Source organism: Candidatus Omnitrophota bacterium, assembly GCA_041649175.1.
GTDB lineage: Bacteria > Omnitrophota > Gorgyraeia > Zapsychrales > JBAZNR01 > JBAZNR01.
The window spans coordinates 1,092,960-1,116,570 of record JBAZNR010000001.1 but is presented as its reverse complement, the minus strand read 5'-3'; the positions used below and the strand labels follow the sequence as shown (position 1 = coordinate 1,116,570).

The 23,611-nt window shown below is 42.6% G+C and carries 24 protein-coding genes; 2 read left to right on the top strand and 22 right to left on the bottom strand.

What is annotated here, in order from left to right:
- Positions 1 to 6: 6 nt before the first annotated feature.
- From WC676_04700 to WC676_04665, 8 genes are read right to left on the bottom strand one after another with little or no spacing between them, the layout of a single operon-like run.
- On the bottom strand, positions 7 to 762 hold the full coding sequence (locus WC676_04700; GenBank protein ID MFA5059907.1) for a 3-oxoacyl-ACP reductase family protein: 756 nt from the start codon (positions 760 to 762) through the stop codon (positions 7 to 9).
- Positions 759 to 1,997 carry a beta-ketoacyl-[acyl-carrier-protein] synthase family protein gene (locus WC676_04695; protein MFA5059906.1) on the bottom strand — a complete coding sequence of 413 codons (1,239 nt, stop codon included), beginning with the start codon at positions 1,995 to 1,997 and terminating at the stop codon, positions 759 to 761. The genes WC676_04700 and WC676_04695 overlap by 4 nt, the downstream gene beginning before the upstream one ends.
- Complete coding sequence (locus tag WC676_04690; protein MFA5059905.1) at positions 1,994 to 2,575, bottom strand: riboflavin synthase; 582 nt, start codon at positions 2,573 to 2,575, stop codon at positions 1,994 to 1,996. Before WC676_04690 ends, WC676_04695 begins: the two co-directional genes overlap by 4 nt.
- A complete protein-coding gene (gene ribD / locus WC676_04685; GenBank protein ID MFA5059904.1) occupies positions 2,556 to 3,650 on the bottom strand; it encodes a bifunctional diaminohydroxyphosphoribosylaminopyrimidine deaminase/5-amino-6-(5-phosphoribosylamino)uracil reductase RibD in 1,095 nt (364 codons plus the stop codon). The genes WC676_04690 and ribD overlap by 20 nt, the downstream gene beginning before the upstream one ends.
- The gene (locus WC676_04680; protein ID MFA5059903.1) at positions 3,647 to 4,474 is read right to left on the bottom strand and encodes a PHP domain-containing protein; all 828 of its coding nucleotides are present in this window, start codon (positions 4,472 to 4,474) and stop codon (positions 3,647 to 3,649) included. The genes ribD and WC676_04680 overlap by 4 nt, the downstream gene beginning before the upstream one ends.
- A gap of 9 nt (positions 4,475 to 4,483) precedes the next feature.
- Complete coding sequence (nusB, locus tag WC676_04675; protein MFA5059902.1) at positions 4,484 to 4,900, bottom strand: transcription antitermination factor NusB; 417 nt, start codon at positions 4,898 to 4,900, stop codon at positions 4,484 to 4,486.
- Between the two features lie 20 nt (positions 4,901 to 4,920).
- Positions 4,921 to 5,397, bottom strand: coding sequence for a 6,7-dimethyl-8-ribityllumazine synthase (ribH, locus tag WC676_04670; GenBank protein MFA5059901.1), 477 nt, complete (start codon positions 5,395 to 5,397; stop codon positions 4,921 to 4,923).
- An 11-nt stretch (positions 5,398 to 5,408) separates the two neighbouring features.
- Positions 5,409 to 6,614 (bottom strand): bifunctional 3,4-dihydroxy-2-butanone-4-phosphate synthase/GTP cyclohydrolase II, encoded by a 1,206-nt coding sequence (locus WC676_04665; protein ID MFA5059900.1) that lies wholly within the window; start codon positions 6,612 to 6,614, stop codon positions 5,409 to 5,411.
- Between the two features lie 435 nt (positions 6,615 to 7,049).
- Here WC676_04665 and WC676_04660 point away from each other — a divergent pair, with 435 nt between their 5' ends.
- Together WC676_04660 and thpR are read left to right on the top strand one after the other, a co-directional pair.
- Positions 7,050 to 7,514: a CinA family protein gene (locus tag WC676_04660; protein ID MFA5059899.1), complete on the top strand. Its 465-nt coding sequence runs from the start codon at positions 7,050 to 7,052 to the stop codon at positions 7,512 to 7,514.
- Position 7,515: 1 nt separating this feature from the next.
- Positions 7,516 to 8,109, top strand: coding sequence for an RNA 2',3'-cyclic phosphodiesterase (gene thpR, locus WC676_04655; GenBank protein ID MFA5059898.1), 594 nt, complete (start codon positions 7,516 to 7,518; stop codon positions 8,107 to 8,109).
- Here the strand turns inward: thpR and WC676_04650 are convergent.
- From WC676_04650 to gpmI, 14 genes are all read right to left on the bottom strand, one after another.
- Positions 8,106 to 8,324, bottom strand: a complete 219-nt coding sequence (locus WC676_04650) for a hypothetical protein (protein ID MFA5059897.1) — start codon at positions 8,322 to 8,324, stop codon at positions 8,106 to 8,108. The genes thpR and WC676_04650 overlap by 4 nt on opposite strands.
- A 123-nt stretch (positions 8,325 to 8,447) precedes the next feature.
- Complete coding sequence (locus WC676_04645) at positions 8,448 to 8,897, bottom strand: phosphatidylglycerophosphatase A (protein MFA5059896.1); 450 nt, start codon at positions 8,895 to 8,897, stop codon at positions 8,448 to 8,450.
- A complete protein-coding gene (gene pgsA, locus WC676_04640; protein MFA5059895.1) occupies positions 8,887 to 9,465 on the bottom strand; it encodes a CDP-diacylglycerol--glycerol-3-phosphate 3-phosphatidyltransferase in 579 nt (192 codons plus the stop codon). Before pgsA ends, WC676_04645 begins: the two co-directional genes overlap by 11 nt.
- Positions 9,462 to 10,784 (bottom strand): 30S ribosomal protein S12 methylthiotransferase RimO, encoded by a 1,323-nt coding sequence (rimO, locus tag WC676_04635; GenBank protein ID MFA5059894.1) that lies wholly within the window; start codon positions 10,782 to 10,784, stop codon positions 9,462 to 9,464. Before rimO ends, pgsA begins: the two co-directional genes overlap by 4 nt.
- Positions 10,781 to 11,680: a RodZ domain-containing protein gene (locus tag WC676_04630; protein MFA5059893.1), complete on the bottom strand. Its 900-nt coding sequence runs from the start codon at positions 11,678 to 11,680 to the stop codon at positions 10,781 to 10,783. Before WC676_04630 ends, rimO begins: the two co-directional genes overlap by 4 nt.
- Positions 11,673 to 13,898, bottom strand: coding sequence for a DNA translocase FtsK (locus WC676_04625; protein MFA5059892.1), 2,226 nt, complete (start codon positions 13,896 to 13,898; stop codon positions 11,673 to 11,675). The genes WC676_04630 and WC676_04625 overlap by 8 nt, the downstream gene beginning before the upstream one ends.
- The gene (pnp, locus tag WC676_04620; GenBank protein ID MFA5059891.1) at positions 13,895 to 15,991 is read right to left on the bottom strand and encodes a polyribonucleotide nucleotidyltransferase; all 2,097 of its coding nucleotides are present in this window, start codon (positions 15,989 to 15,991) and stop codon (positions 13,895 to 13,897) included. The genes WC676_04625 and pnp overlap by 4 nt, the downstream gene beginning before the upstream one ends.
- A gap of 10 nt (positions 15,992 to 16,001) precedes the next feature.
- A complete protein-coding gene (gene rpsO, locus WC676_04615; GenBank protein ID MFA5059890.1) occupies positions 16,002 to 16,271 on the bottom strand; it encodes a 30S ribosomal protein S15 in 270 nt (89 codons plus the stop codon).
- 148 nt (positions 16,272 to 16,419) lie between these two features.
- Positions 16,420 to 17,382, bottom strand: coding sequence for a M28 family peptidase (locus tag WC676_04610; protein ID MFA5059889.1), 963 nt, complete (start codon positions 17,380 to 17,382; stop codon positions 16,420 to 16,422).
- Positions 17,383 to 17,412: 30 nt separating this feature from the next.
- Complete coding sequence (locus tag WC676_04605) at positions 17,413 to 18,762, bottom strand: diguanylate cyclase (GenBank protein MFA5059888.1); 1,350 nt, start codon at positions 18,760 to 18,762, stop codon at positions 17,413 to 17,415.
- Positions 18,763 to 18,835: 73 nt separating this feature from the next.
- Positions 18,836 to 20,506 (bottom strand): glycosyltransferase family 39 protein, encoded by a 1,671-nt coding sequence (locus WC676_04600; protein ID MFA5059887.1) that lies wholly within the window; start codon positions 20,504 to 20,506, stop codon positions 18,836 to 18,838.
- Positions 20,496 to 21,230, bottom strand: a complete 735-nt coding sequence (locus WC676_04595; GenBank protein MFA5059886.1) for a polysaccharide deacetylase family protein — start codon at positions 21,228 to 21,230, stop codon at positions 20,496 to 20,498. Before WC676_04595 ends, WC676_04600 begins: the two co-directional genes overlap by 11 nt.
- On the bottom strand, positions 21,230 to 21,832 hold the full coding sequence (locus WC676_04590) for a uracil-DNA glycosylase (protein MFA5059885.1): 603 nt from the start codon (positions 21,830 to 21,832) through the stop codon (positions 21,230 to 21,232). Before WC676_04590 ends, WC676_04595 begins: the two co-directional genes overlap by 1 nt.
- Positions 21,833 to 21,839: 7 nt before the next feature.
- The gene (gene gpmI, locus WC676_04585) at positions 21,840 to 23,471 is read right to left on the bottom strand and encodes a 2,3-bisphosphoglycerate-independent phosphoglycerate mutase (GenBank protein ID MFA5059884.1); all 1,632 of its coding nucleotides are present in this window, start codon (positions 23,469 to 23,471) and stop codon (positions 21,840 to 21,842) included.
- Positions 23,472 to 23,611 lie beyond the last annotated feature (140 nt).

Sequence of the window (23,611 nt, the reverse complement as noted above, 5' to 3'; positions counted from 1 at the left end):
CCTTTTTTAGCGGCCGCCAATGGCTAAACCGCCGTCCACTTGAATAATTTGCCCCGTTAAATACCTCGCCTCTTGACTTAATAAAAATTTGACACAATTAGAAACGTCTTCGACCGTTCCAATGCGCCCCAAAGGAACGCTTTCTGAGATCTTTGTCCTTTGTTCCGGTGTCATTCCCGATAAAATATCCGTCTCAATAAATCCCGGCGCAACCGCGTTAACGCGCACACCATAGCCGGCCACTTCCTTGGCTAAAGATTTTGTAAGCGCATTGATCCCGCCTTTGGTTGCCGCATAATTTATTTGGCGCGGAAGACCGATTAGACCGCTCACCGATGACATATTAATAATATCGCCGCTTTTTTGTTTTAAAAATGTCACGATACACGAACGACTGGCATTAAAAACACCTGTCAAGTTCGTACCCAAAACCTCCTGCCAATCCTTCGGACTCATCAACATTAAAGCCTTATCAATAATAATTCCGGCATTATTGATCAAAATATCCAAGCGGCCGAATTTTTCCTTTGTTTCTTCAACCCATTTTTTGACTTGATTAAAATCTTTAACATCAACTTGAGAGGCCTCGCACTTTACACCGAGCTTTCTAGCATCTTGCTCAACTTTTAGCGCTTCTTCTTTTGATCTATGATAGCTAAAGGCAACATGGCATCCTTCTTTTGCCAGCATGAGAACAACCGCTCGGCCAATTCCGCGCGACCCGCCTGTTACAATAGCTACTTTATCTTTCAATTCTTTCATGGAATAAATTTCCTTAAAACCATACAGGTATTATTGCCATTTGGCCCGAACGTGATCACTAGAATATTCTTTAAATTCGCCTTACGTGATTTATTAGGAACATAATCCAAATCACAATCCGGGTCTCTTTCTTTATAATTTACCGTCGGAGGAATAAAATTCCTATTGAGCGCGCCCAAAGATGCCGCCGCCGCAAAAGCCCCCGACGCGCTATAACATTCTCCGGTCATGGACTTAATACTGCTCACCGGAATTTTATACGCCTGCTGGCCAAAAACTTCCTTGATCGCCAATGTTTCAATTTTATCTGCCGCAACGGTTGAATTCGCATTAGCGCAAATATAATCAATATCGGTAATTCCCAAACCGCAATTCTCTAAAGTATTTTTAATCGATTGAATAAGGCCTGTCCCACGCGGATTATATTTATTGATCCGAAATGGGTCAAAACACGTTCCGAAACCCAAAACTTCCGCCATGATCGGCGCATTGCGGTTTTTGGCGTGCTCATAATCTTCCATGGCTATAATACAAGCGCCTTCGCCAAAGGTAATTCCGTTACGCCTTTTATCAAAGGGGCAATTAATGAACGGTTCGCCTTCTTTGGATCCCGACATGAACTTAAGCGTATAAAAACCAAAGAAGGTTTGTTTACACATTTCTTCCACGGTTCCGGCATAAATTACCTTAGCGCGCCCGTACTGAATAAAATCATAAGAATAACTCATGGCATCAAGGCTCGCGGTAAATCCGGTGGAAATGGTAGTATTAAAGCCTTGGATATTTTGCCAAATGGAAATTTGACTAGCCGGAGAATTGATAACCGTATTGGGAAAAAGCGCCGGATTAACATAACGGGGCCCTTCGCGTAAAGTCACTTCATCAAATTCCGCGATACTTTTAATACTTCCCAATGTCGTTCCGACGGAAACACCCACATCATCCGTATTATCATCCGTAATAATAAATTGGCTGTCGGCGATGGCGAGTTTTGCGGCGGAAACAATTAGTTTTGTGCTGCGGTCAAGGTTACGCAACCCCTTAATTCCCATATACGTCTTGGCGTCAAAATCACTGACTTCACCGGCAATGTTAACGCGAAATTCCGCCGGATCAAATAGAGTCACCGGCTTGTAACCAACGGTTCCCTCTTCTAAGGATTTCCAGAATTCGTCCTTACCCTTGCCATTGCTGACAAGAATCCCTAAACCGGTTATGACGACGCGTTTTTTCATTTTTGTTTTAAAAAATATTTTGCCAAAAGATCGGTTTCGATATTAACTTCGTCTCCGGATACCTTAAATCCCAGCGTTGTGATCTTCAATGTATGCGGAATAATGTAAATCGAGAAATAATTTTTCCATACTTTTCCTACGGTTAAACTTATTCCATCCACAGATACCGAACCCTTCGGGACAATATAGCGCATTTGATCTTTACTGATCGCGATCTGAAACTCAACATAATTTTCTTGCGTGATTTTCTCTAGGATTTTTCCCACGCAATCCACATGCCCAGAAACAAAATGCCCGCCTAACGGGCTATTGGCGCGAAGGGCTTCTTCTAAATTGACCTTTGAACCTGATTTTAAATACTTCAGCGTCGTGCAGGAAATCGTTTCTTTCATCACGTCAAAAGAAACAATATTTGACTTTCGAGAAGTAGCGGTTAGGCAAACTCCATCAATCGCGATACTATCGCCAATGGAAATTTTCTTAAAAAGTTTACCCGTATCAACCTTAAGAACAATAAGATTTTTCTTCGAAATAATTTCTTTAACCGCCCCTAAGCCCTTAACGATCCCGGTGAACATACGCCTCCAGCAAAATATCTTGTCCTATTTTTTTAACGGACAGATCACGCAACTTGATCGCATCATCAACATGTCTTGCCGTTAATCCGCAAGCTGAACTGATCGCTTGTGTATCGCCTAAAATCTTTGGCGCGATAAAAACAAGCATTCGGTCAACCAAATTTTCCCTTAGGGCGCTTCCGATGATCCGCCCACCACCTTCAATGAGAAGGTTAACAATTTCGCGCTCAGTCAGCCTTTTAAATAACCATTTTATATCAACATAGCTGTTTTTTGTAGGACAAATCACGATATCAACGCCTCGCTTTAGAAAACTATTTCGTTTCGCTAAAGAAGATTTTTTTGTGGTGGCGATGATCACATCAGACGGAAGTGTGTTTTTGAAAATTCGAGAACGCTCGGGAGTCCTTAAATGAGTATCAACGATGATCTTTTTGATCTGTTTAAATTTCTTGACGGCAGAAAGACGAGGGTCATCCGCTAAAACAGTATTCACCCCGACTAAGATCGCGTCAAACTCTTGGCGCAGCCGATGAGCATAATCACGCGCCTCTTTGGATGTGATCCATTGCGATCGCCCGTTTGAGGCGGCGATCTTTCCGTCTAAGGTTTGAGCAATTTTTGCGGTCACAAACGGCATTTTTGTTTTAATATATTTGAAAAAAGGCTCATTGGCTTTAAAAACTTCCTTTTCCAAAAATCCAAAACGCACCTTAATTCCGGCCTGTTTTAACTTTTGAATAGATTTTCCGCTATTGATGGGGTTAGGATCTTTTACGGCAAAGATCGCTTCTTTAATTCCGCTTTGAATAATGGCATCAACACAAGGCGGCGTGCGCCCAAAATGAGAACACGGCTCTAAAGTCACGTAGAGCTTAGCGCTGCGCGCTTTGTTGCCGGCTTTCTTTAGGGCAACCACTTCCGCGTGATCACTTCCGCAATAACGATGATGTCCTTCAGAAATGATCTTACCATTTTTAACGATCACGGCACCCACAACCGGATTAGGCCACGTTTCTCCTTTGGCGCGAAGCGACAATTGAAAAGCTTTCTTCATATAGTCGAGATCGGTCATACTTTTTCTTTTTCCTCTTTAAGGCGCTCGACCAGCTCATAAGAGATTTTCATTTTCCCGATGGACGTATTGTTTTTCGCTTTCCCATGAGCATCAGAGCCTCCGGTGAGGATCAAATTATGTTTCTTGGCAATGTTCTCGTAAAACTGAATAATATTTTGCGAGCAATTCGGATAATACACTTCTAGCCCTCGTAAACCCGCATCCACAAAGCCCGGAATAAGTTCATCCTTTAACGTTAACATCGGATGCGCCATCACCGCCACTCCGCGAGCCTTTCGAATCAGGGCAATGATCTCCTGAGGAGTTTGCTTAAATTTCGGAACATAGGCAATGCACCCTTCACCGATGTACTTTACGAACGCTTGCTGGATAGAAGAAACCCATCCTTTTTGTTTTAAAATAGTCGCTAAATGCATCCGCCCGACGGAATCTGATTGCGTCAGATCAAAAACTTCTTGCGGTACTATATTGTTAATGCCTTGTGCTTTTAGTTTTTCGATCATCTGTTCGATGCGCATGCGCCGGCCTTTTTGCATTTTTTTGATAGGTTCTCGAAGCGCTTCGGAATCCAGATCCATACAATAACCTAAGATATGAATATCTTTTCCTTCCCATTCCGAAGAAAACTCAATTCCGGCGATCACCTCAATATCAAACTCTTTCGCGGCAAGCTGTGTAGGCAAAACACCTTCGAAGGTATCATGGTCGGTAATGCTAATGCAGTTTAAACCCGCCGCTCGTGTTCCTTCAACAACTTCCTGCGGCGACATAGTCCCGTCGGAATAATAGGTATGGATATGGAGGTCGGCTAATTTTGGCACAGTTAAAGTTTACTGCGGTATGATTTCGGTTTTATGGATCTTGTCTAGAACACCGTTGACGAACTTGCTGGAATCGCTGTCGCCATAGCGTTTGGCCAGCTCAACAGCCTCATTAATGGCAACCTTGGGCGGCACATCGGAAATAAAATTTAATTCAAAAACCCCAAGCCGAAGAATATTGCGGTCAATGATCGCCATACGCTTCAGGTCCCAATTGGTCGCGTATTGAACTATCTTCGCATCAATGGCGCTTAAATTTTTCTCGACGCCTAAAACAAGGCGCTTTGAAAAATCAATGACTTCCACATCTTTTGTTTCCGTGCTGGTAAAAAATTCTTCCGTCGTTGGCAAAATAGCTTTCCCGGTAATGTCGGACTGATAAAGGATCTTTAAAGCAAAATCGCGTGATTGGGTTCGTTTTCTCATAAAATAATTTCTGGATAATGCTAAATTTGATTCATAACGCTAACCATCTCAATAGCCGTGGTGGCAACGTCTCTTCCTTTATTCTCGCCTTTTATTTCTGAACGCTTATACGCTTGATCGATCGTATCAGTCGTTAAAACGCCAAAAATAACCGGCTTTCCCGTCAGTAAACTCACCTGAGCGATGCCCTGGGAAGCCGCATTGGCAACCAATTCAAAATGCAATGTCTCCCCGCGGATAACAGCTCCTAAACAAATCACGGCATCAATATTTTTTTTGCGCGCAAATTTAAGCGCGGTGACCGGGATCTCAAAAGAACCGGAGACCCAGGTAACAGTAATTTCCTTTTCTTTAACACCGCGATGTTTTAATTCAGCCAAGCAAGCTTCCAAAAGCCTTTTGGTGATGAAATCATTGAATCGCGACGCGATCACAGCGAATTCTTTCCCGCGAACTATTAATTGCCCTTCAATTGTTTTGATCTTTTTTTGTTTCATCTTGATAGAAATTACAATAAATGGCCTAACTTTTCTTTTTTTGTTTTAAGATAGCCCTCATTCGCCGGATTATGAGAAACTTTTATGGGAATGCGCTCGGAAACCGTCAATCCATAGCCTTCTAATCCGACGATCTTTCTGGGGTTATTAGTGAGCAGACGGATTTTTTTTACTCCCAGGTCAACTAAAATCTGGGCTCCAATGCCATAATCCCTTAAATCGGCGGAAAATCCCAGCGCCTCATTGGCTTCTACGGTGTCAAGCCCTCCATCCTGCAAGTGATAGGCCTTCATTTTGTTAAGAAGCCCGATGCCGCGCCCTTCTTGACGCATATAAAGTAAAATTCCCGATCCGGCTTTTTTGATCATTTCAAGTGATTGATGCAGTTGTTCTCCACAATCACAGCGATGCGAGCCAAAAACATCTCCGGTCAAACATTCCGACTGAACGCGCACTAACTCAGGGATCGTTCCGTTGACATTGCCCAGCACTAAAGCCAAATGACATGCCCCGTCAACTTTTGATTCATACCCGATCATACGAAAATTACCATGAGGTGTGGGAAGCGTTGTTTCAACTTGCCGCTCGATCAATTTTTCATACTTCCGACGGTATTCGATAAGGCTATCGATGGTGCAAATTTTAATTTTGTGCTTTTTAGAAAATTCGATGAGGTCTTGGGTACGAGCCATGGTCCCGTCTTCATTCATGATCTCGCAAATAACCCCGGCCGGATAAAGGCCGGCTAAGCGCATCAGGTCAACGGAAGCTTCCGTGTGGCCGGCGCGCACCAATACTCCGCCTTTACGCGCCCGCAAAGGAAAAAGATGTCCGGGCGTTTCTAGATCCGCCGATACTGATTTTGGGTCTATTAAAACCTCGACTGTCTTGGCTCTGTCCGATGCCGAGATACCGGTTGTAACCCCTTTTGAGGCATCTACCGAAATTGTCCAAGCCGTATTGCTTTTTTGATGAGGCCGATTAACGATCGTATCATCAACCATCGGGTGAAGGTCAAGAGCGTTGAGCCTTTCTTCTTCCATGGGAACGCAAATAAGCCCCCTGGCTTCTTTCGCCATAAAGTTAATGTGTTCGGCTTTGGCAAATTGAGCCGCCACTAGCAAATCCCCTTCGTTCTCACGGCCTTCATCATCCATAACAATAACAACTTTACCTTGTTTGAGCTCTTCGATGATCTCCGGAATAGAATTAAACATCATGCCCCTCTTTGTTTTTGGTTAATTTTCTATAAAATAAAAAATCCCGATCGTCTCGGGATTGTTAAAGAAAACAAGTCATCCGGACAAACTGTACCATCAAAAGATACAATCCGCCCCTTGTTTTTTGCTTTCTCCCATCTAGGCTATGAACGCTAAAGACATATCTACTCTTTAGCATACCCGCAAAAAAAGCGAACTATTGGCTTAAGACTTGCTCCTTAACGAAGCTCACTTAATCTGCTCAGCATTTTCTTAAACAAATCGAAAAATTGCTGCGCTCGTAGGCTTATCTTTCTAAAGGAAAGAATTACTACCAGCCGGGGCTTGCACCCTGATCATCTTTTTAAGGATGATATCCCGAAAGCACGCCTACTATATGCCAAATATTAAGGCTTGTCAAGATTTTCATCGGTGCCTATAATAAGCATTGCCATGAAGATAGAAGAAAAAATAGCCCGGTTCCTTATTCAAAAAAAGAAAACCCTTTCTGTTGCCGAATCCTGCACCGGCGGCCTTGTCAGTCACCGGCTGACCAATATTACCGGAAGCTCTCAATTTCTTAAAGCCGCCATTGTTGTTTATTCAAACGAATCAAAGATTAAATTTCTTAAAGTCTCCTTTCAAACCTTAAAGAAATACGGCGCCGTTAGCCAGCAAACCGCCCTGCAAATGGTTAAGGGAATACGGAAATCATTAAAAACTGACTACGCCGTTGCCATAACCGGCATTGCCGGGCCTAGTGGAGGCACAAAAGCAAAACCTGTCGGCCTCGTTTTTATCGCGGCCAGTTCAGCAAAAAAGACAGTTGTCATGAAGAAAACTTTTCAGGGAAATAGACTCCGCATAAAATCATCTGCAGCATCCGCCGCACTTCACTTATTGTCAAAACTGTTTTAACATGACGCTATCAACCGTGCGTTCTTTTATCGCCGTCGAAATTTCCAAAGAATCCCAAGAACTTATCCGCCAATGCCAGGAATATTTAAAGGGCGCAAACGCTGACATTAAATGGGTCGATCCTAACAACAGCCATCTTACGCTTAAATTCTTAGGTGAAATTTCTGAAAATCAAATCAATGAAGTTAAAAAAGCCCTTAGCAGAGTTTCTCGTCACTTTTCTGTTTTCCCATTTGAGCTATCGGAATTAGGCGGTTTTCCTAGCTTAGAAAAACCTAGAACTATTTGGATTGGCGGGAAGAAAGGCCAAGACAAAACAAGGCAATTGTCGGAAGCCATTAAAAATGAACTGATTGAAGCTGGCTTTCCAAAAGGAGAACATCAAGAATTTAATGCCCATATTACGCTGGGGCGCTTACGATCATCGCATCATTGTTCTGATCTTATCAAAGCGCTAAACGAATACTCTATTGATTTCCCGATAACTCAAGAGATAGACAAGATTATTTTGTTCAAAAGCACTTTAACCGCTAAGGGGCCGATTTATGAACCGCTGGAAGGATTTATTCTAAAAGATTCTGAGGGCAAAGGTTAACGCTTTTTGGAAGGAATTATTTTCCCCGCTGCGCTTGAAACATCTTGAGCTATTTTTCCAAAATAACCGTAAAGATTGTCCCAGCTAAGATGCGTCTCTTCGACATTAATGCCGATGCGAGCATCCCACTGCTTCGTCGTTACAACAAAGTTGCTTTGTTTTCCGACATAGGCACAGACAAATAAAATGACACAAGCTAGAATAAACTTATTCATTTATCCTCTCCTGTATTAATGTGGATATATACTGAATAATATGTAACAATATGTTAATATATGTAACTTTATGAATTATAACAATAAACTAAGTAATTTGTAAAATAGCCGTCGTAACGCCGATCATTTCAGAATAATCAAAGCAACATGAACAACAATGTTAGTGTAAAGGCCGGCAACAACATCATCCATCATAATGCCCCAGCTTCCCGGAAGTTTTTCGAATCGATTGATCGGATAGATCTTGAACATATCAAAAGCGCGAAAAACAAAGAATGCCGTTATGATGACCGGCCATTGGGCCGGCAAAAGAAAGAAAGCGATCAATATCCCTGCTACTTCGTCGATCACAACACAGGAAGGGTCTTTCTTTCCCGCTAGTTTTTCCATTTTTCCGCTTGCCCAAATTCCGGCGGCCATGACCACGCTCAAGCAAAGAAGATAAAGAACGATCGAATCAAATAAGATCATAAAGATCAAAACGCCGGCAATGCTAGCCATGCTGCCAGGCGCGCCTGGAAAATAGCCCATATAGAAAAACGTCGATATTATTTTTACTAAATTATTGGACATAAATAAACTTTCTATTGTTCCACAAATAAGAAATTCCGGAAATAAGGGTCAAAGCAACGGTCACTACCATCAAAACGTCAATTCCCTGCCGCCACCATAATTCAATTGTGCCTGACCAATACGTCGTTTTTGTTAAAGCCTCCCGTACCACAATAAAACCGAGAATAGTAAAGATCGCGACCATTTGCGACACGGTTTTATGCTTTCCGGCTTTTTCGGCGGCCAAAACCTGCCCTTTTGTTAACGCGTAAAATCTCAAGCCCGTAATAATGATTTCCCGGCCCAAGATAACCACGACCATCCAATCCACAACTAACTGGAGGCGGACAAAAGCAATAAAAGCCGCGAGGATCAAGAACTTATCCGCAATGGGATCCATCAATTTCCCGAAATCACTGATCAAATGATATTTTTTTGCCAGATATCCGTCGAAAAAATCAGTCAATGACGCCAAAGTAAAAATGATCGTCGCCATAACAGCCGCAGACAGCCCTTTTTGGGCGATAAAGAACATAAAAAGAAATGTCAGGAAAATCCTGGATATCGTCAACTTATTGGGCAAATTCATCTTACGGTCTCTCCGGAAAGATCATATTCAAAGGCATCAGTGATTCTAACATGCACAAGATCCCCTGGCTGTAATTTTTTTTGAGAATGGACATAAACGATACCGTCCACATCCGGAGCATCATATTCACTTCGGCCCAGATAAACCCCTTCATCGTTTCTTTGTTTTTCATCAATGAGGACGTCTAGCTCGCGGCCAATAAAACTTTCCTGAACTTCTTTTGAGATCTTCTGCTGTTCGCGCATCAAAATATCCAACCGTTCTTTCTTTATTTTGTCGGGAACTTGACCCCTTAGATCAAATGCCGGTGTGTCTTCTTCTTTTGAATAAACAAAAACACCAACCCGCTCAAAACGAAATTCCTTAACAAACTTGAGCAACTCATTGAATTCTTCATCTGTCTCACCGGGAAATCCCACAATAAACGTCGTGCGCAAGATCCCCTGGGGAATTTTCTTTTTGATCTTCTCAATAAGCCGGATCGTTTCTTCCTTTGAAATATTTCGGTTCATGTCTTTTAAGATCCGGTCACTAATGTGCTGCAAAGGCATATCAATATACCGGCAAATTTTCTCTTCATTGGCCATCACGTCAATAAGCTCGTCGCTAACATGAGCCGGAAAAGCGTACAAAAGCCTGATCCATTCAATATTTTGAACAGCTGTAGTCATTTGCTTAAGCAACTTTGCTAAAGTTTTTTCGCGGTAAAGATCCATACCATAAGCCGTAATATCTTGGCCAATAATATTGACCTCTTTTGTTCCCTTTGCATCTAATAATTTTACTTCTTCGAGAACTGATTCAATCTTGCGGGATGAAAATTTTCCTTTGATCTTCGGAATGGCGCAAAAACTACACTGATTAAAACAGCTTTCGCAGATCTTAACATAAGCAAAATGTGGCGGCGTTAAAAGAACTTGAGGAAGGTTTCGTTCTTTCTCGATCGAAATAGCGCCAACAAATGCGTCTACCTCCGGAAGCTCGTCAGCTAATTGTTTCGCGTAACGCTGTGCTAAACAACCCGCAACAATGATCTTTCGTAACTTCCCTTTATTTTTTAGGTCGATCAGATCTAAAATGACATCAACCGATTCTTGCTTGGCTGATTCGATAAAAGAACAGGTATTAACAATGGCAATGTCGGCGCCTTCAACCTCAACAAGATGATGGCCGTTTTTCTTTAACCTGCCCAAAATAACTTGTGAATCCACTAAATTACGGGCACAGCCAAGATTAATGATCCCGACGGATGAATGCTTTGGTGAGGCTTTAGAAAATTGATTCTTCTGCCGCTGACTGATTTTTTCTGCGAGTTTCATTCCTTGATGGTAAAGCCTTCGGGGGTCACAACGATTTTTTTAGCGCGACGGTCTTGGCGTCCTAAAAGCCCGATCATTTTTCCGTTAATCTCAAATTCAAGCTCGCTGATATTGCGGCCGGAAAGCTCGATCGTTTCTTTACCAAACCACGTCTCGTTCGCGCCTTTTTTAAGGACGGAAACAAAAGCAACGGTTCCATCAACTTTAACCTGAAGCCAGCTATCTTTTTTAGCCCGGACGGTCAGGTTAGCCTTTTTAACACCGGCGCTTTTTGAACTTGATGAAACAGCTTTGACAGCCGAAGCCGCATGGCTAGAGGACTGCGCTGCAGATGAATTTTTAAAAGAAATTCTTTCTTCCGATATGTTCTTAGATTTTACTGGGGAAATTAAAGATTTCGCTTTTTTAGATTTTTCTTTTGTGGAACTTGCGGAAATAGAGGCCGAGTCACGATGAGATATCTTCTGGATAAGAAATCCGGAAAACTTCACAACAAGAAATCCTATAACAATAACGGCAACGGCCTTAGCTAAAAAACGCCCGGTTTGCACTGTGAATAATGACCCTACCGCATCCAGGATATTTTCGGTGGCATTATCAGAATTTTCTTCACCCTCAGCGACGGGCCCGGTTTTCTTGAGAATGTTTTTCTCGCCTGACTTTGCGGGCAGCTGATCGTCGAGAACAGTCGCTAGGTCTAATCCTAAAAATTGGGCATACATCTTCACAAAACCGCGATAATAAAACGGAGATAAGATGCGGACATTATATCCTTCTTCAATGGCTTTAAGCGCATCTAAAGGAATTTTGGTCTCCAAATGAACTGTTTCTAAAGTGATCCTTTTGGATTCCCTTGCCTGCTTTAAAATGCGCCCTTTATTTGCTTGATCACCCATTTTGTTTCACATTCTTTAAAAGCCATTCTTCTCTGTTGATCAAGATCTCGCGCGGCTTACTGCCATTGAGCGGCCCGACAATGCCTTGCTGTTCCATCATATCGATCAAACGTGCCGCCCGGCCGTATCCTAAGCCTAAACGACGCTGCAATAACGACGTTGACGCCTGATTGTTTTCGACAACTAATTGAACCGCTTCGTCATAACGCTCGTCTTTTTCCTGAATAGTGCCCGTGGCACCGCCCGTCTGCTGTTTGACAATGGATTCATCATAAAGAGGTTCTTGCTGGACCTTGATAAAGTCGATGACTTTTTGTATTTCATCATCGCCGACCAAGCTGCATTGCGCCCGGATCGGCTTTGCTTCTCCGGGTTTTAAAAACAGCATATCGCCGCGGCCTAATAATTTTTCCGCGCCATTCATATCTAAGACCGTACGAGAATCAACCTTGGAAGCCACTTTAAAAGAAATTCTCGCCGGAAAATTCGCCTTGATAACACCGGTAATAACATCCACCGACGGACGCTGTGTTGCCAAAATAAGATGGATCCCGACAGCGCGAGAAAGTTGCGCTAAGCGCGTAATAGCACTTTCGATTTGTTTGGCTGATACCTGCATGAGGTCCGCTAATTCATCAATAATAACGACAATATAAGGCAGTTTTTGTTCGGTATTTTTTGTATTGTACCCTTCGATATTACGCACGCCGTCTTTAGCTAAAACGGTGTAACGGTTTTCCATTTCTCCGACAACCCAGTTGAGCGCGGCAGAAACTTTTCTATGGTCGGTCACGGCAGGACAAAGCATGTGAGGCAAAGCGTTGTAAATAGACAATTCCACCATTTTCGGATCGATCATCAGGAATTTCAATTCTTCGGGAGCCGAATTAAAAAGCATCGACATGATAACACTGTTAACGCAAACGGTTTTTCCGGCACCGGTCGTTCCGGCGATCAAAAGATGAGGCATGCCGCTTAGATCCGCGATCAAAGAATTGCCTGCCGTATCTTTTCCTAAAGCCAAAGGTAATTTTGATTTTGTAGTTCGAAACTCGCTCTGAGATAAAACATCTTTCAGGTAAACAAGGCTTGTCGATGTATTAGGAACCTCAATTCCAACGCGGTTTTTTCCAGGGATAGGCGCGATCATGCGCACCGTCTGAGCCTTCATGACCAGCGCAATATCGTCGGAAAGTGTTGTAATTTGCTGGACCTTAACTCCCGGAGCTAATTCAACTTCGTAACGAGTAATAACCGGGCCGCGCTCGACATCAGCAACACGAATTGTAACGCCAAATTCTGCTAATGTTTCCTCTAAGACTTTTGCCCCGCCCATCAAGTCTTCTTGAAGCTTGCGCGAAGAAACGGGCGGCGGGTCGTTGAGTAGATCAAGAGAAGGTAAATGGTATTCGCCAACAGTACGCGGCTTCGAAATGAGAGCTGAGCGCTCCTCTTTCACGGGAGGCGCAGCAACACGAATATTGGGCTTGGCTGAATCTTTAAAAGCAGGCTTGGGCTCAGCAGGCGCCTTAACATCTTTTTGATTTTCTTTAGCAGGTTTTTCTTTTTGAGGAAAAAGCGATTTGGGCGGCGCCTTTTGTTTTGCGTCCTCTTTTTCCTGAACGCGAGGACGGAACAAAGAAGCCTTTTCTTTGCCGTCTTGAACTTTATCTTTGATGATCCCCATAGAATCTTTAACAGCACCGGAGACTTTAAACAAGAAAGGTGAAATAAGAAATTCACCGATCAGAATAAGAGCCACCATGCCAAAGAGAATCAAAAAGATATACGCACCAACGCGCCCAAAATACTGAACAAAGAAATCGGAAATAAAAAATCCCACAAGCCCCGAACGTTGGAAACGAAGCGAAGAAACCTGGCTGCCAACCATACTGAACAAAGAGCTTAAGACGCACAAAAGTGTTATAAAGCTCACACCTTTAGAAAATGAGAAACGCAGATCTAAAGAAGAGATCTTATTCCATCCCCAGAAAAATAGGAAAAGAGTAACCGCATACGCGCTATATCCAAATATGAAAAATAGAGTTCCGGCCGCATAAGCGCCGACGATGCGAATGAGATTTTTGGCAGGAACATTCGGATGCGAGGTATACCAAGAGAGGTCTTCGGGAACAAACGAAACGAAGCTCAAGAATAGAATAACAGCAGCCGCCAAAATAACGATGGCTTTAATTTCGTTAACGTATTGACGTGTCATTCAGCCTGTTTTTTGCTTAAGTTCACCCTATTCAATTCATCAATTTCTATGACTTTTACTTTGAACTCGTCGCCAACTTTAACAACCTTTGTTACATCTTTGACAAAAGTATTCGACAATTCAGAAACATGAACAAGTCCTTCTTTGCCGGGCAAGATCTCACAAAAAGCGCCGAAATTCACAACACGCTTGACCTTTGCGTGGTAAATGGTCCCAACAACGACCTCTTCCGTTAAGCCTTTGATGATGCCGATCGCTTTCTGAGAACTTTCCTGGTTAGTGGAAGCCACTAAAACTGTTCCATCATCTTCAATATCAATGGAAACACCCGTTTCTTCAATGATTTTCTTAATAATTTTTCCTCCGGGGCCGATGACATCGCCGATCTTTTCCGGATTGATATGCAGTTTTGTGATACGCGGCGCGTATAAAGAGAGCTCAGCGCGCGGCGCAGAAATCGCTGCGTGCATTTTATCTAAAATAATGAACCTAGCATCTTTGGCTTGTTGCATCCCTTGCGTCAAAAGGTCAATGCTGATCCCTTTGATCTTAAGGTCCAGCTGAATAGCCGTTATTCCCTTGCGAGTTCCGGCAATTTTGAAATCCATATCGCCAAAATGATCTTCAACGCCCATAATATCCGTAAGCAAAACAGCTTCTTTATCCTTAGTAACTAACCCGACCGATATTCCGGCTACAGCGTCTTTGATAGGAACGCCCGCGTCCATAAGGCAAAGTGTCCCGGCGCAAACAGTCGCCATGCTGGAAGAACCGTTGGATTCTAAAACTTCAGAAACAATGCGAATCGTATAAGGAAATTCTTCCTTGTTAGGAATAATAGCTCGAATGGCTTTTTCCGCTAAAGCGCCATGGCCGATCTCACGGCGGCCAGGACCGCGCATCGGACGCGTTTCTCCGACGCTAAACGACGGAAAATTATAATGGAGCATGAATGTTTTCTTCGACTTGCCTTCCAAGTCTTCGATGATCTGCTCATCACTGCGCGTACCTAAAGTTGCGATCGCTAAACTTTGCGTTTGACCGCGGGTGAACAAGCCGGAACCATGAGTTCTGGGCAAAATATTCGTTTCACAAGAAATGGAACGAATGTCTTTTAGCCCGCGCCCATCAATTCTTCGTTTTTCGCTTAAAATAATGTGGCGGACCTGATGCGCTTCAATTTCATGCAAGATCGCCTTAACCTGCCCGGCCGTAATTTCTTTTCCGTCTGTTTTAAATGCGTCGAAAATGGTTAAATCTTTGGTAAGTTCTTTTGCTAATAGATCTAACGCTTCTTCACGGCCTTCTTTATCAGAAATCTTGTAGATCTGAGAAAGCTTTCCGACAGATAATTCTTCGACCTTTTTGAGGAATTTTGGATCAACCTCTTCTAGTTCAACTTTTGCTTTCTTTAAGCCAACCGCTTTTGCAAGTTCCTGCTGCATTGAACAAACAGCCTGCAATTTATCAAAGCCAAAACGAATAGCTTCTAAGATCTTTTCTTCCGAGGCTTCTTTAGCTTCGCCTTCGATCATGACAACTCCGTCTTTTCCACCGACGATGATCAAATCTAAAAGACTTGCGTCCCTTTGCACATAAGTCGGGTTAATGACCATCTGTTCATCCACCCACGCTACGCGAAGCGCCCCGATCGGCCCGTCAAAAGGAATATCCGAGATCATAAGCGCTGCTGAAGCTCCAACAACCCCTAAGATATCCGGGTCATGTTCGCCATCGCTACTTAAAACCAAGGCAACAACTTGAACATCATTCAAAAAACCCTTAGGGAACAACGGACGGATCGGCCTGTCAATAACGCGAGAAGCAAGGATCGCGCTTTCGGTTGGGCGTCCTTCTCGCTTAAAAAATCCACCGGGAATGCGCCCAGCGGCATATGTTTTTTCTTGATATTCAACGGTAAGAGGAAAGAAATCAATGCCCTCTCGCTTGTCTTTTGACATACAAGCGGTTACCAGAACAACGGTGCCTCCGTACGTTACGGTCACCGCACCATTGGCCTGCTTGGCAAATTTTCCTGTTTCAATAATCAGATTTTGAGATCCGAAAGGAATCTCAACGCGTTGTAACTCCATAAAATAAACCTCACTTACGTAAATTGAGCTTATTGATTGTTTCTTCGTATTTCTTAGGGTCGGATTTTTTGAGGAAGGTCAAAAGACGGCGTCTTTTTCCAATCATCATCAGAAGCCCCCTGCGGGAATGAAAATCTTTCTTGTGAACTTTAAAATGTTCAGAGAGATAGTTGATTTTTTCGGTTAAAACGGCAATCTGAACTGCGGCAGAGCCGGTATCTTTCGTATGAACCTTAAAATTATCAATGATCTCGGTCTTTTTTTCTTTAACTAAAGCCAATTGTTTCTTTCCTCCTTGTCTAAAGCTGTGATCTGTTTGACGTTATTCCTTAATTTTCAAGCAATTATACTATTCATCCCTCAAATAGTCAAGGCTAAAAGCGTTAAGGCGGATAAAAATAACCCAAGCCTTCTTTGTCTATTTTGTCTTACCAGGCGAGCACTCGCAAAACAGCGGCTATTCCATAAGTCACCTGAGACATATTACGGAAATTAAGCTTCTCATAAGTATCCGAAAGACTGTGGAAATGCTTGTTGCGGTAAGACCCTGTATCGCTGATCAAAACGGCAGGATATTTTTCCCGCCAAAACACACGGTGATCAGAATCAACAAAATCGAAAGCGACAGACCATCGAATAGGGAAAGATGTTTTTTTGCGGAAGGCTGCCATCACTGTTTTCAAAAGTCCCGCGGAATTAATGTTTGACGATGCCATGACAAAATTTCCCTTATCCGGATAAAATAATCCCAAAAACGGAAAGTATCTTTGCGAGTAGTCTTTATAGGAATAGCAGCCAATCCCATCCATAATAATGACCGCCTCGATGGGTTGCTTTGTTTCCTTGACAAGCTTGACATAGGCCATGCTTCCCATCTGGTCCGTCCCGGCAAAGGGGGGTTCTTTATTCACAAAAGCTACGAAACGAATTGTTGTTTCCGGAAATTGCGCGGAAAAAATGCGCGCCAGTTCGATTAAGGCCGACACCCCACTTGCATTGTTGTTCGCTCCAGGATTGGAATAAGTATCATAATTAGCTCCGACGATGATAACCGCCTCAGGATGCTTAAAGCCTTTTTTCTCCGCAATGATATTATACGTACTTTTTCCATCCACGCTGATCTCTTGGGTTGATACCTCTAATCCAAATTGTTTAAATTGATCAGCGATATATTGGTAGGATCTTTGCAGATTTTCATATTCAGCAACACTACGCCAGCCGATATCATGGGACAAGGCGTAGACGTGTCTTTCTAAGGATTCAGCCAGAGATTCTTCTTGAGAGGAATAAACTCCGGCAGAACTCTTCTGAAAATGCCAACCAAACGTAGACAAATACCCGACTACGCAAAGGATGACAAGAATAATATATTTTAGTATTCGTTTAAACATAAGAAAATGAAGAAAAAACCTTAAAGTACCTTATGACAAAATAACGCAATCTCGGCCGGAACCTTTTGCAAGATAAAGCGCTTTATCAGCATTTGAGATCAAATTCCGAAAATCCTTAACATCCTTATGAGGATAACCGCTGACACCGATGCTGACCGTAATCTTGGTTGGAATATTTTTATATGAAGGAAACCTTTGCGCGGTAACCAATTGGCGGATACGCTCGGCGGCGATCTTGGCATTTTCAGGTTTCGTTTGGGTCAAGATCGCCAGAAACTCATCGCCTCCATAACGGCCGACAATATCCGAGCGGCGCAAGCTCGTTTTGATCAAGGTCGCAACACGCTTTAAGATCTGATCGCCTTTTTGATGTCCAAATTTATCATTGATCACTTTAAAATAATCAACATCCAGCATCAGGCAGGAAAGATTAAGATTATAGCGCTTGGCTCGAATAAGCTCTTCATCCAGCCGCTTGGATATGGCGCGACTGTTGAATAATTTCGTCAAACCGTCTTGCTGAGCAACTTTTTTTAAATGCCGCTCAAGCTGTTTACGTTCTGTAATATCTTCCAAGGTAACAATAACACGGGAAAGGCTTCTTTCGTAACCATCAGGAACTGAGACGCGCAAAAGCACATCGCGCATCTTGCCATCAATGGTTCTACTTTTTAACTCTGTGGAAAAATTCTTTTCACCTTTGGCCAGGGTAAGAAATTCATCCGTTAATATCTCTAAAGCGCCGGCGGCAAATGTTTTTCCAAAATTTTTAACTAATTCTTTTTTATTCTTCGCTCCATAAAGTTGCAAGGCAGCCTTATTGATATCTAAAATTTTAATATTCCGAAAAGCATGAGCAACGATCGCAGGATGACTCAAGAAATATTTTCGCAGGTCTTTTGTCCCCTGTTTCTGCAAGCGCCTGATAAGCTGAAGAACAGCCGATAAATCTTCTTCCCAGATGGCAACGGGTGAATTTTCAAAAATATGGCGAAACCGCTCCTGTTCCCGGCGAAACTTCGTTACATCCTCAATGATCCCATCAAACCAACGGACTTTCCCTCTTTTGTCTTTCACCGCTGTTGCCGTAATTTGCACATACGCCAATGTTCCGTCTCGACGTTTTAAGACAAGCTCTTTTCTTCGGACAAAACCTTTTTTGGCAAGTAGTTCGCTAAATTTCTTGCGATCGCCGGAATAAAAATAAACATCGGACGGGCGAACCTTTTTTAAGAATTCCTTTTGATTGCTGTAGCCGAACATGCGAACTAGCGCATCATTAACGCGGATAAATTTTCCATGCGTGCCGGGCGTATTGCGGTAAACACCGACGTTAATGTCATTAAAAATAAGGCTATCGATATTCTTAGGTATTTTCATAAATTTTATTTACGAATTTCTTTGCTTTTAGACAATCAGCTCCCGCTCTCTAGAGAATTATTATATTCCGCTATTACTGTTTTTCTATCTTTAATAAATATTTTCCGCCAATTTCCTTGATCAATTCCAGAGAAAATTGCCCTTGCGAAATACGTTTAAGATTCTCAAAATCCGATTTCTTGACAATGGCAAAGGTTCGATCCTGAGTATTCAAGAATGCAAAAACTTGATCATCATTATGGAACATCGGGACCGGATGAGGACTAAAAAATCCCTTACCATTCATATCCATGACTGCGATCGGCCTATCCGTGTAAAATCGCACGCCGCGCGAATAAAATTTTGAACAAATAACCGTAGAATCCGCGCGATTGACCGCGTTAAGCTCTTCGCTAATGTGCCGGCAAGATACCCAAGGCTCCGCAGAACCGCGCCCCAGAAAGAAAATAGCTAAAACGGCTACGGTCACGCAACAAACCACCGCAAAAACCACCCGCGGTTTTTTGGCGAACACAAATAAAAGGCTCGCGATGATCAAGGCCAAGAAGGAAAAGACATAGATAGGAACCATATCATCGATCAGGTTAGAATATTTTTTGCTTAAAATGATGATCGCAAACGGCGCCAAGAAAAACGCAGACGCCATTATACGAGAAATGATCTTTATTGATCTTTGCGCCGGTTGATCGGCATTTGTGCCGAACGCATTCTCAAAATATCGGGCAAGAACAATAGCCAAGGCCGGAAATACAGGAAAAATATAACTGGCTAATTTTGATTGCGCCGACTGGACAACAATAAAAACAACGCTTACCCAAAAAAGAAGGAAAACTAATTTTTCTTTTTGCAAAGATTCACGGTAGAAATTCTTAAAAGCAGTAAAAATAGCTGCCAGAAAAAATAGCGTCCAAGGAAAAAGTCCGCCGATCATAGTTCCTAGATAGAAATACCACGTATTGCTTTTCATATGTTCGGCTTCAAAGATCCTGCGGAGATGATCATTGTGCCAATATTCATCAATAAATTGATATCCATACAATTTCCACATCAAAACATGCCAAGGAATGGCAATAGCCGCGAAAATTAAAATCCCTAAAAGCGTCGAACCTCTCTTAAAATACGCCCCGTCTTTTTTATAGATCAAAAATGCGCCGATAATCCCAGCCGGAAAAACAAAGCCTAAGAGCCCTTTTGCCAAAACAGCCACTCCCGAAAAAGCAAAGCATGCCAAAACCCCTAAACTGCGCTTTTCTTTATTGATATATCCCCAATAAAAAGCTCCCAGCGATAAAACAACCAAAATAGAAAAGATCATATCGGTTAAAACCGCCCGAGAAAGCGCGATATAAATAAAACTTGTTGTCAAGATGACCCCTGACAGAAACGCTAACCGTTTGTTTTGAAAAAGCATATAAGCTATTGCATAAGTCGCTACGACGCCGATAATCCCAAAGAAAGCCGGTGCAAAACGCGCCGCGAACGGCGTAAACCCAAAGATCTTAAGCGCAAAAATAAATAACCAATAGGAAAAAATTGGCTTTTCAAATTGTGGCTGATCAAAAATATACGGTGTCATCCAACTTTTATGCGTCATCATCTCCTTGGCGGTCTGAATATAAAAAACCTCATCAGGATGCGTCAAACTAATGATCCCATTGCCGAACATCAGAAAAATATAAGATAAAACCACAAGAGCTAAAACTAACTTTCCGTGACTAAGTTTTGCAAAAAAATCATTGCCCATGAATAAGCTCCTCAATGGTTACAAATTGAAAGCCGCGTTCTTTCAGCTTTTCGGCCAGCAATGGCATTGTCGAAACCGTCTCCCGACGGTCTCCGCCTTCAGCTTTAAAAACTCCGCCGCTATCATGAAAAAGAAGAATATCGCCATTTTTAATGTGGCGCAGAATATAGCGGATGATATATTTGTCATCAAAGGTTACCCAGTCTTTAGAATTCAAAGACCACAAAACAACCTCATAGCCGATCGATTTAATAATTTCTTTTTCTCTTTTTCCCAACCAAGCTTTGGGCGGACGGAAATATTTAGTCGTCTGCCCGGTGATCTCACGAATGACATGCTCCGTGTATTTAATTTCTTCCTCTAATTCTTCCGGCGTGTAATACATTAAAACGCTATGGGCATACCCGTGATTGCCGATCAAATGCCCTTCGTCGGCAACCCGTCTGGCAATATCCGGATATTTTTTAACATGATGGCCGATCATAAAAAAAGTAGCCTTAACGTTAGCTTTTTTTAATTCATCTAATATTTGAGGCGTCCAAACCGGAGACGGACCGTCATCAAAGGTAAGCGCGATTCTTTTTTGGGGAGTTTTAACGCGGTAGATCGTTTCCTTACGGGTCAAGACAGCTTGATCGAAGAAAACGCAGAACGAAGCAACGATAAAAACAAGAAATCCCAATCCGAAAATAATTTTAACGATCAGAGATAAGCTGATATCCATTAAGCAGCAATTTCCTTTACGAGAAAATCTTTAAGAACCTGAAAATCTTTCAATAAAATATCAATTTTCTTATTGTCATATGTCGCAACTGCCGGATGAAATAAAGGAACAACTTTTTTTACGCCAAACGGTGTTTCGGCTTGAAATACTTTTCCGTGAACATCGCTGATCTTCTTGAACGGAATAGAAAATTTCTGAAAAATATACGTCACGGCAAAATTTCCCATCGGGGCTATCACCGGCGAGTCAACGACTTTTAGTTGAATATCTAAGCTTCCCACACAGGCTTGTATTTCATCGCTTAAAGGAGCGCGATTTTCCGGAGGGCGGCATTTTAAGATATTACAAAGATAAATGGTCTGACGGGTAAGTCCGATGGACTCTAAAAGCCGGTCAAAAACATCTCCCGCTCGCCCAACAAAAGGCTTTCCCTGCAAATCTTCGTTACGCCCGGGGGCTTCTCCGATAAATAAGATCTTTGCCTCTACATCGCCTTCGCCGGGAACAGTATTGGTACGGGTTTGATGCAAACGGCAACGCTGACATTTCGCGATCTGGGCGCGTAACTTTTCAATTTTCTGAATTTTTTCTTCAGTGGTCATTGAACCATTATGATTTAAAGGTGACCAGCGACGGATCATATTCTTTAACGCTTTCAAAACCAAGAAGATTAAGCAAGGTCGCTGCTACGTTAGAGAGCCCGCGCTTTTCTAATTTGGCCATTTCATATTCGCCGCTATACTGCGAATCAACGATAGCGAACGGAACAGGATTAAGTGAATGGGACGTCTTGACGACTTTTTTGCCGTCTTTAACAACAAACATTTCGTCGGCATTGCCGTGATCGGCCAAGATGACAGTAATTCCCTTTAGTTCGTTAACAGTCGCGATAAGACGCGCCGTACAAACATCGGCGGCTTCAACCGAGGTAATGATAGCTTTTTCAACACCTGTATGCCCGACCATGTCTCCGTTAGGGAAATTAAGGCGGCCAAAACGGTATTTTCCGCTTTTCAAAAGCTCAATGGTTTTCTCGGTAATTTCAAAAGCCTTCATTTTTGGCGCTAGGTCAAAACGGATCTTGTCCGACGGAACTTCAACGTAGGTTTCCAGGCTTTTGTCAATATAACCGGATTTATTTCCGTTCCAAAAATAAGTCACATGCCCGAATTTTTGCGTTTCAGAGATCGCAAAAGAACTGATCTTATTAGCGCACAAATATTCGCTGATAGTTTTGTCAAGCTGAGACGGACTGACCAAATAATTTTTCGGGATCATCAAATCGCCGTCGTATTGCATCATTCCGGCATATAGGACATTTGGATAGCGCTCTCGATCGAACTCGTTAAAATCTTTTTCTTCAAACGCGCGGGATATCTCGATCGCCCGGTCACCACGAAAATTAAAAAAGACAACCGCGTCACCGTCTTTAATTTCTCCAATGGGTTGTCCGTTTTGCGCGATAACAAAAGCATTTAGATATTGATCCGTAATTTTTTCATCTTCTTCATAGTATTTTGAAACGGCTTCCATTGCCGAAGAAAACTGACGCCCTTTTCCAAGCACGTGAGCATCCCAACCGCGCTTGACAATGGTCCAGTCGGCATTATAGCGGTCCATGGTAGTTACCATACGCCCGCCGCCGGACGCAATGCGGTAATCAAAACCTTTTTGCTTGCTGATCTCGCTTAAAAGCTTTTCGGTTTTTTCTAAATAGATCGGCGCGGATTTCTGCCCAACGTCGCGTCCGTCAAGAAGAATATGAAGCCTGACCTTTTTTACCTCTTCTTTAACGCATTGATTTAAAAGCGCGAACAAATGATCGATATGCGAATGAACATTGCCGTCAGAAAGAAGGCCGATGAAATGCAGAGACTTGTTATCATGCTTGGCTTGCGCGATAAGCTTTCCCCAGAGAGGTGTTTGAAATATTCGCTTCGCGTTAATCGCCTCGCTGACAAGTTTAGCGCCTTGCGCAAAAACCCGCCCCGCCCCTAAAGCATTATGGCCAACTTCACTATTGCCCATATCTTCATCGCTGGGCATTCCAACAGCTGTTCCATGAGCCTTAAGCGTTGTATATAACTTGCCTTTCATAAGCTCATCTAAGCACGGCGTTTTCGCCATAAAAACTCCGTCGGAATTATCGCGTTTTCCTAAGCCAACTCCGTCTAAGATGATCAATAAAAGCGGACCAGGCCTTGTTTTGAAATTGTTTAATTTTGATAAGTTAAATGACATTAAATTTCCTCGTAGATTTCATGCTGCTGTTGATATTCAAATCTGGCGTATCTATTTTATGCCGTAATCATAAAAAGAGATTATTTTAAATCTTTTTAAAGTGGGCATAACCTACAGGCGGGATGATTGACAAAAATAAG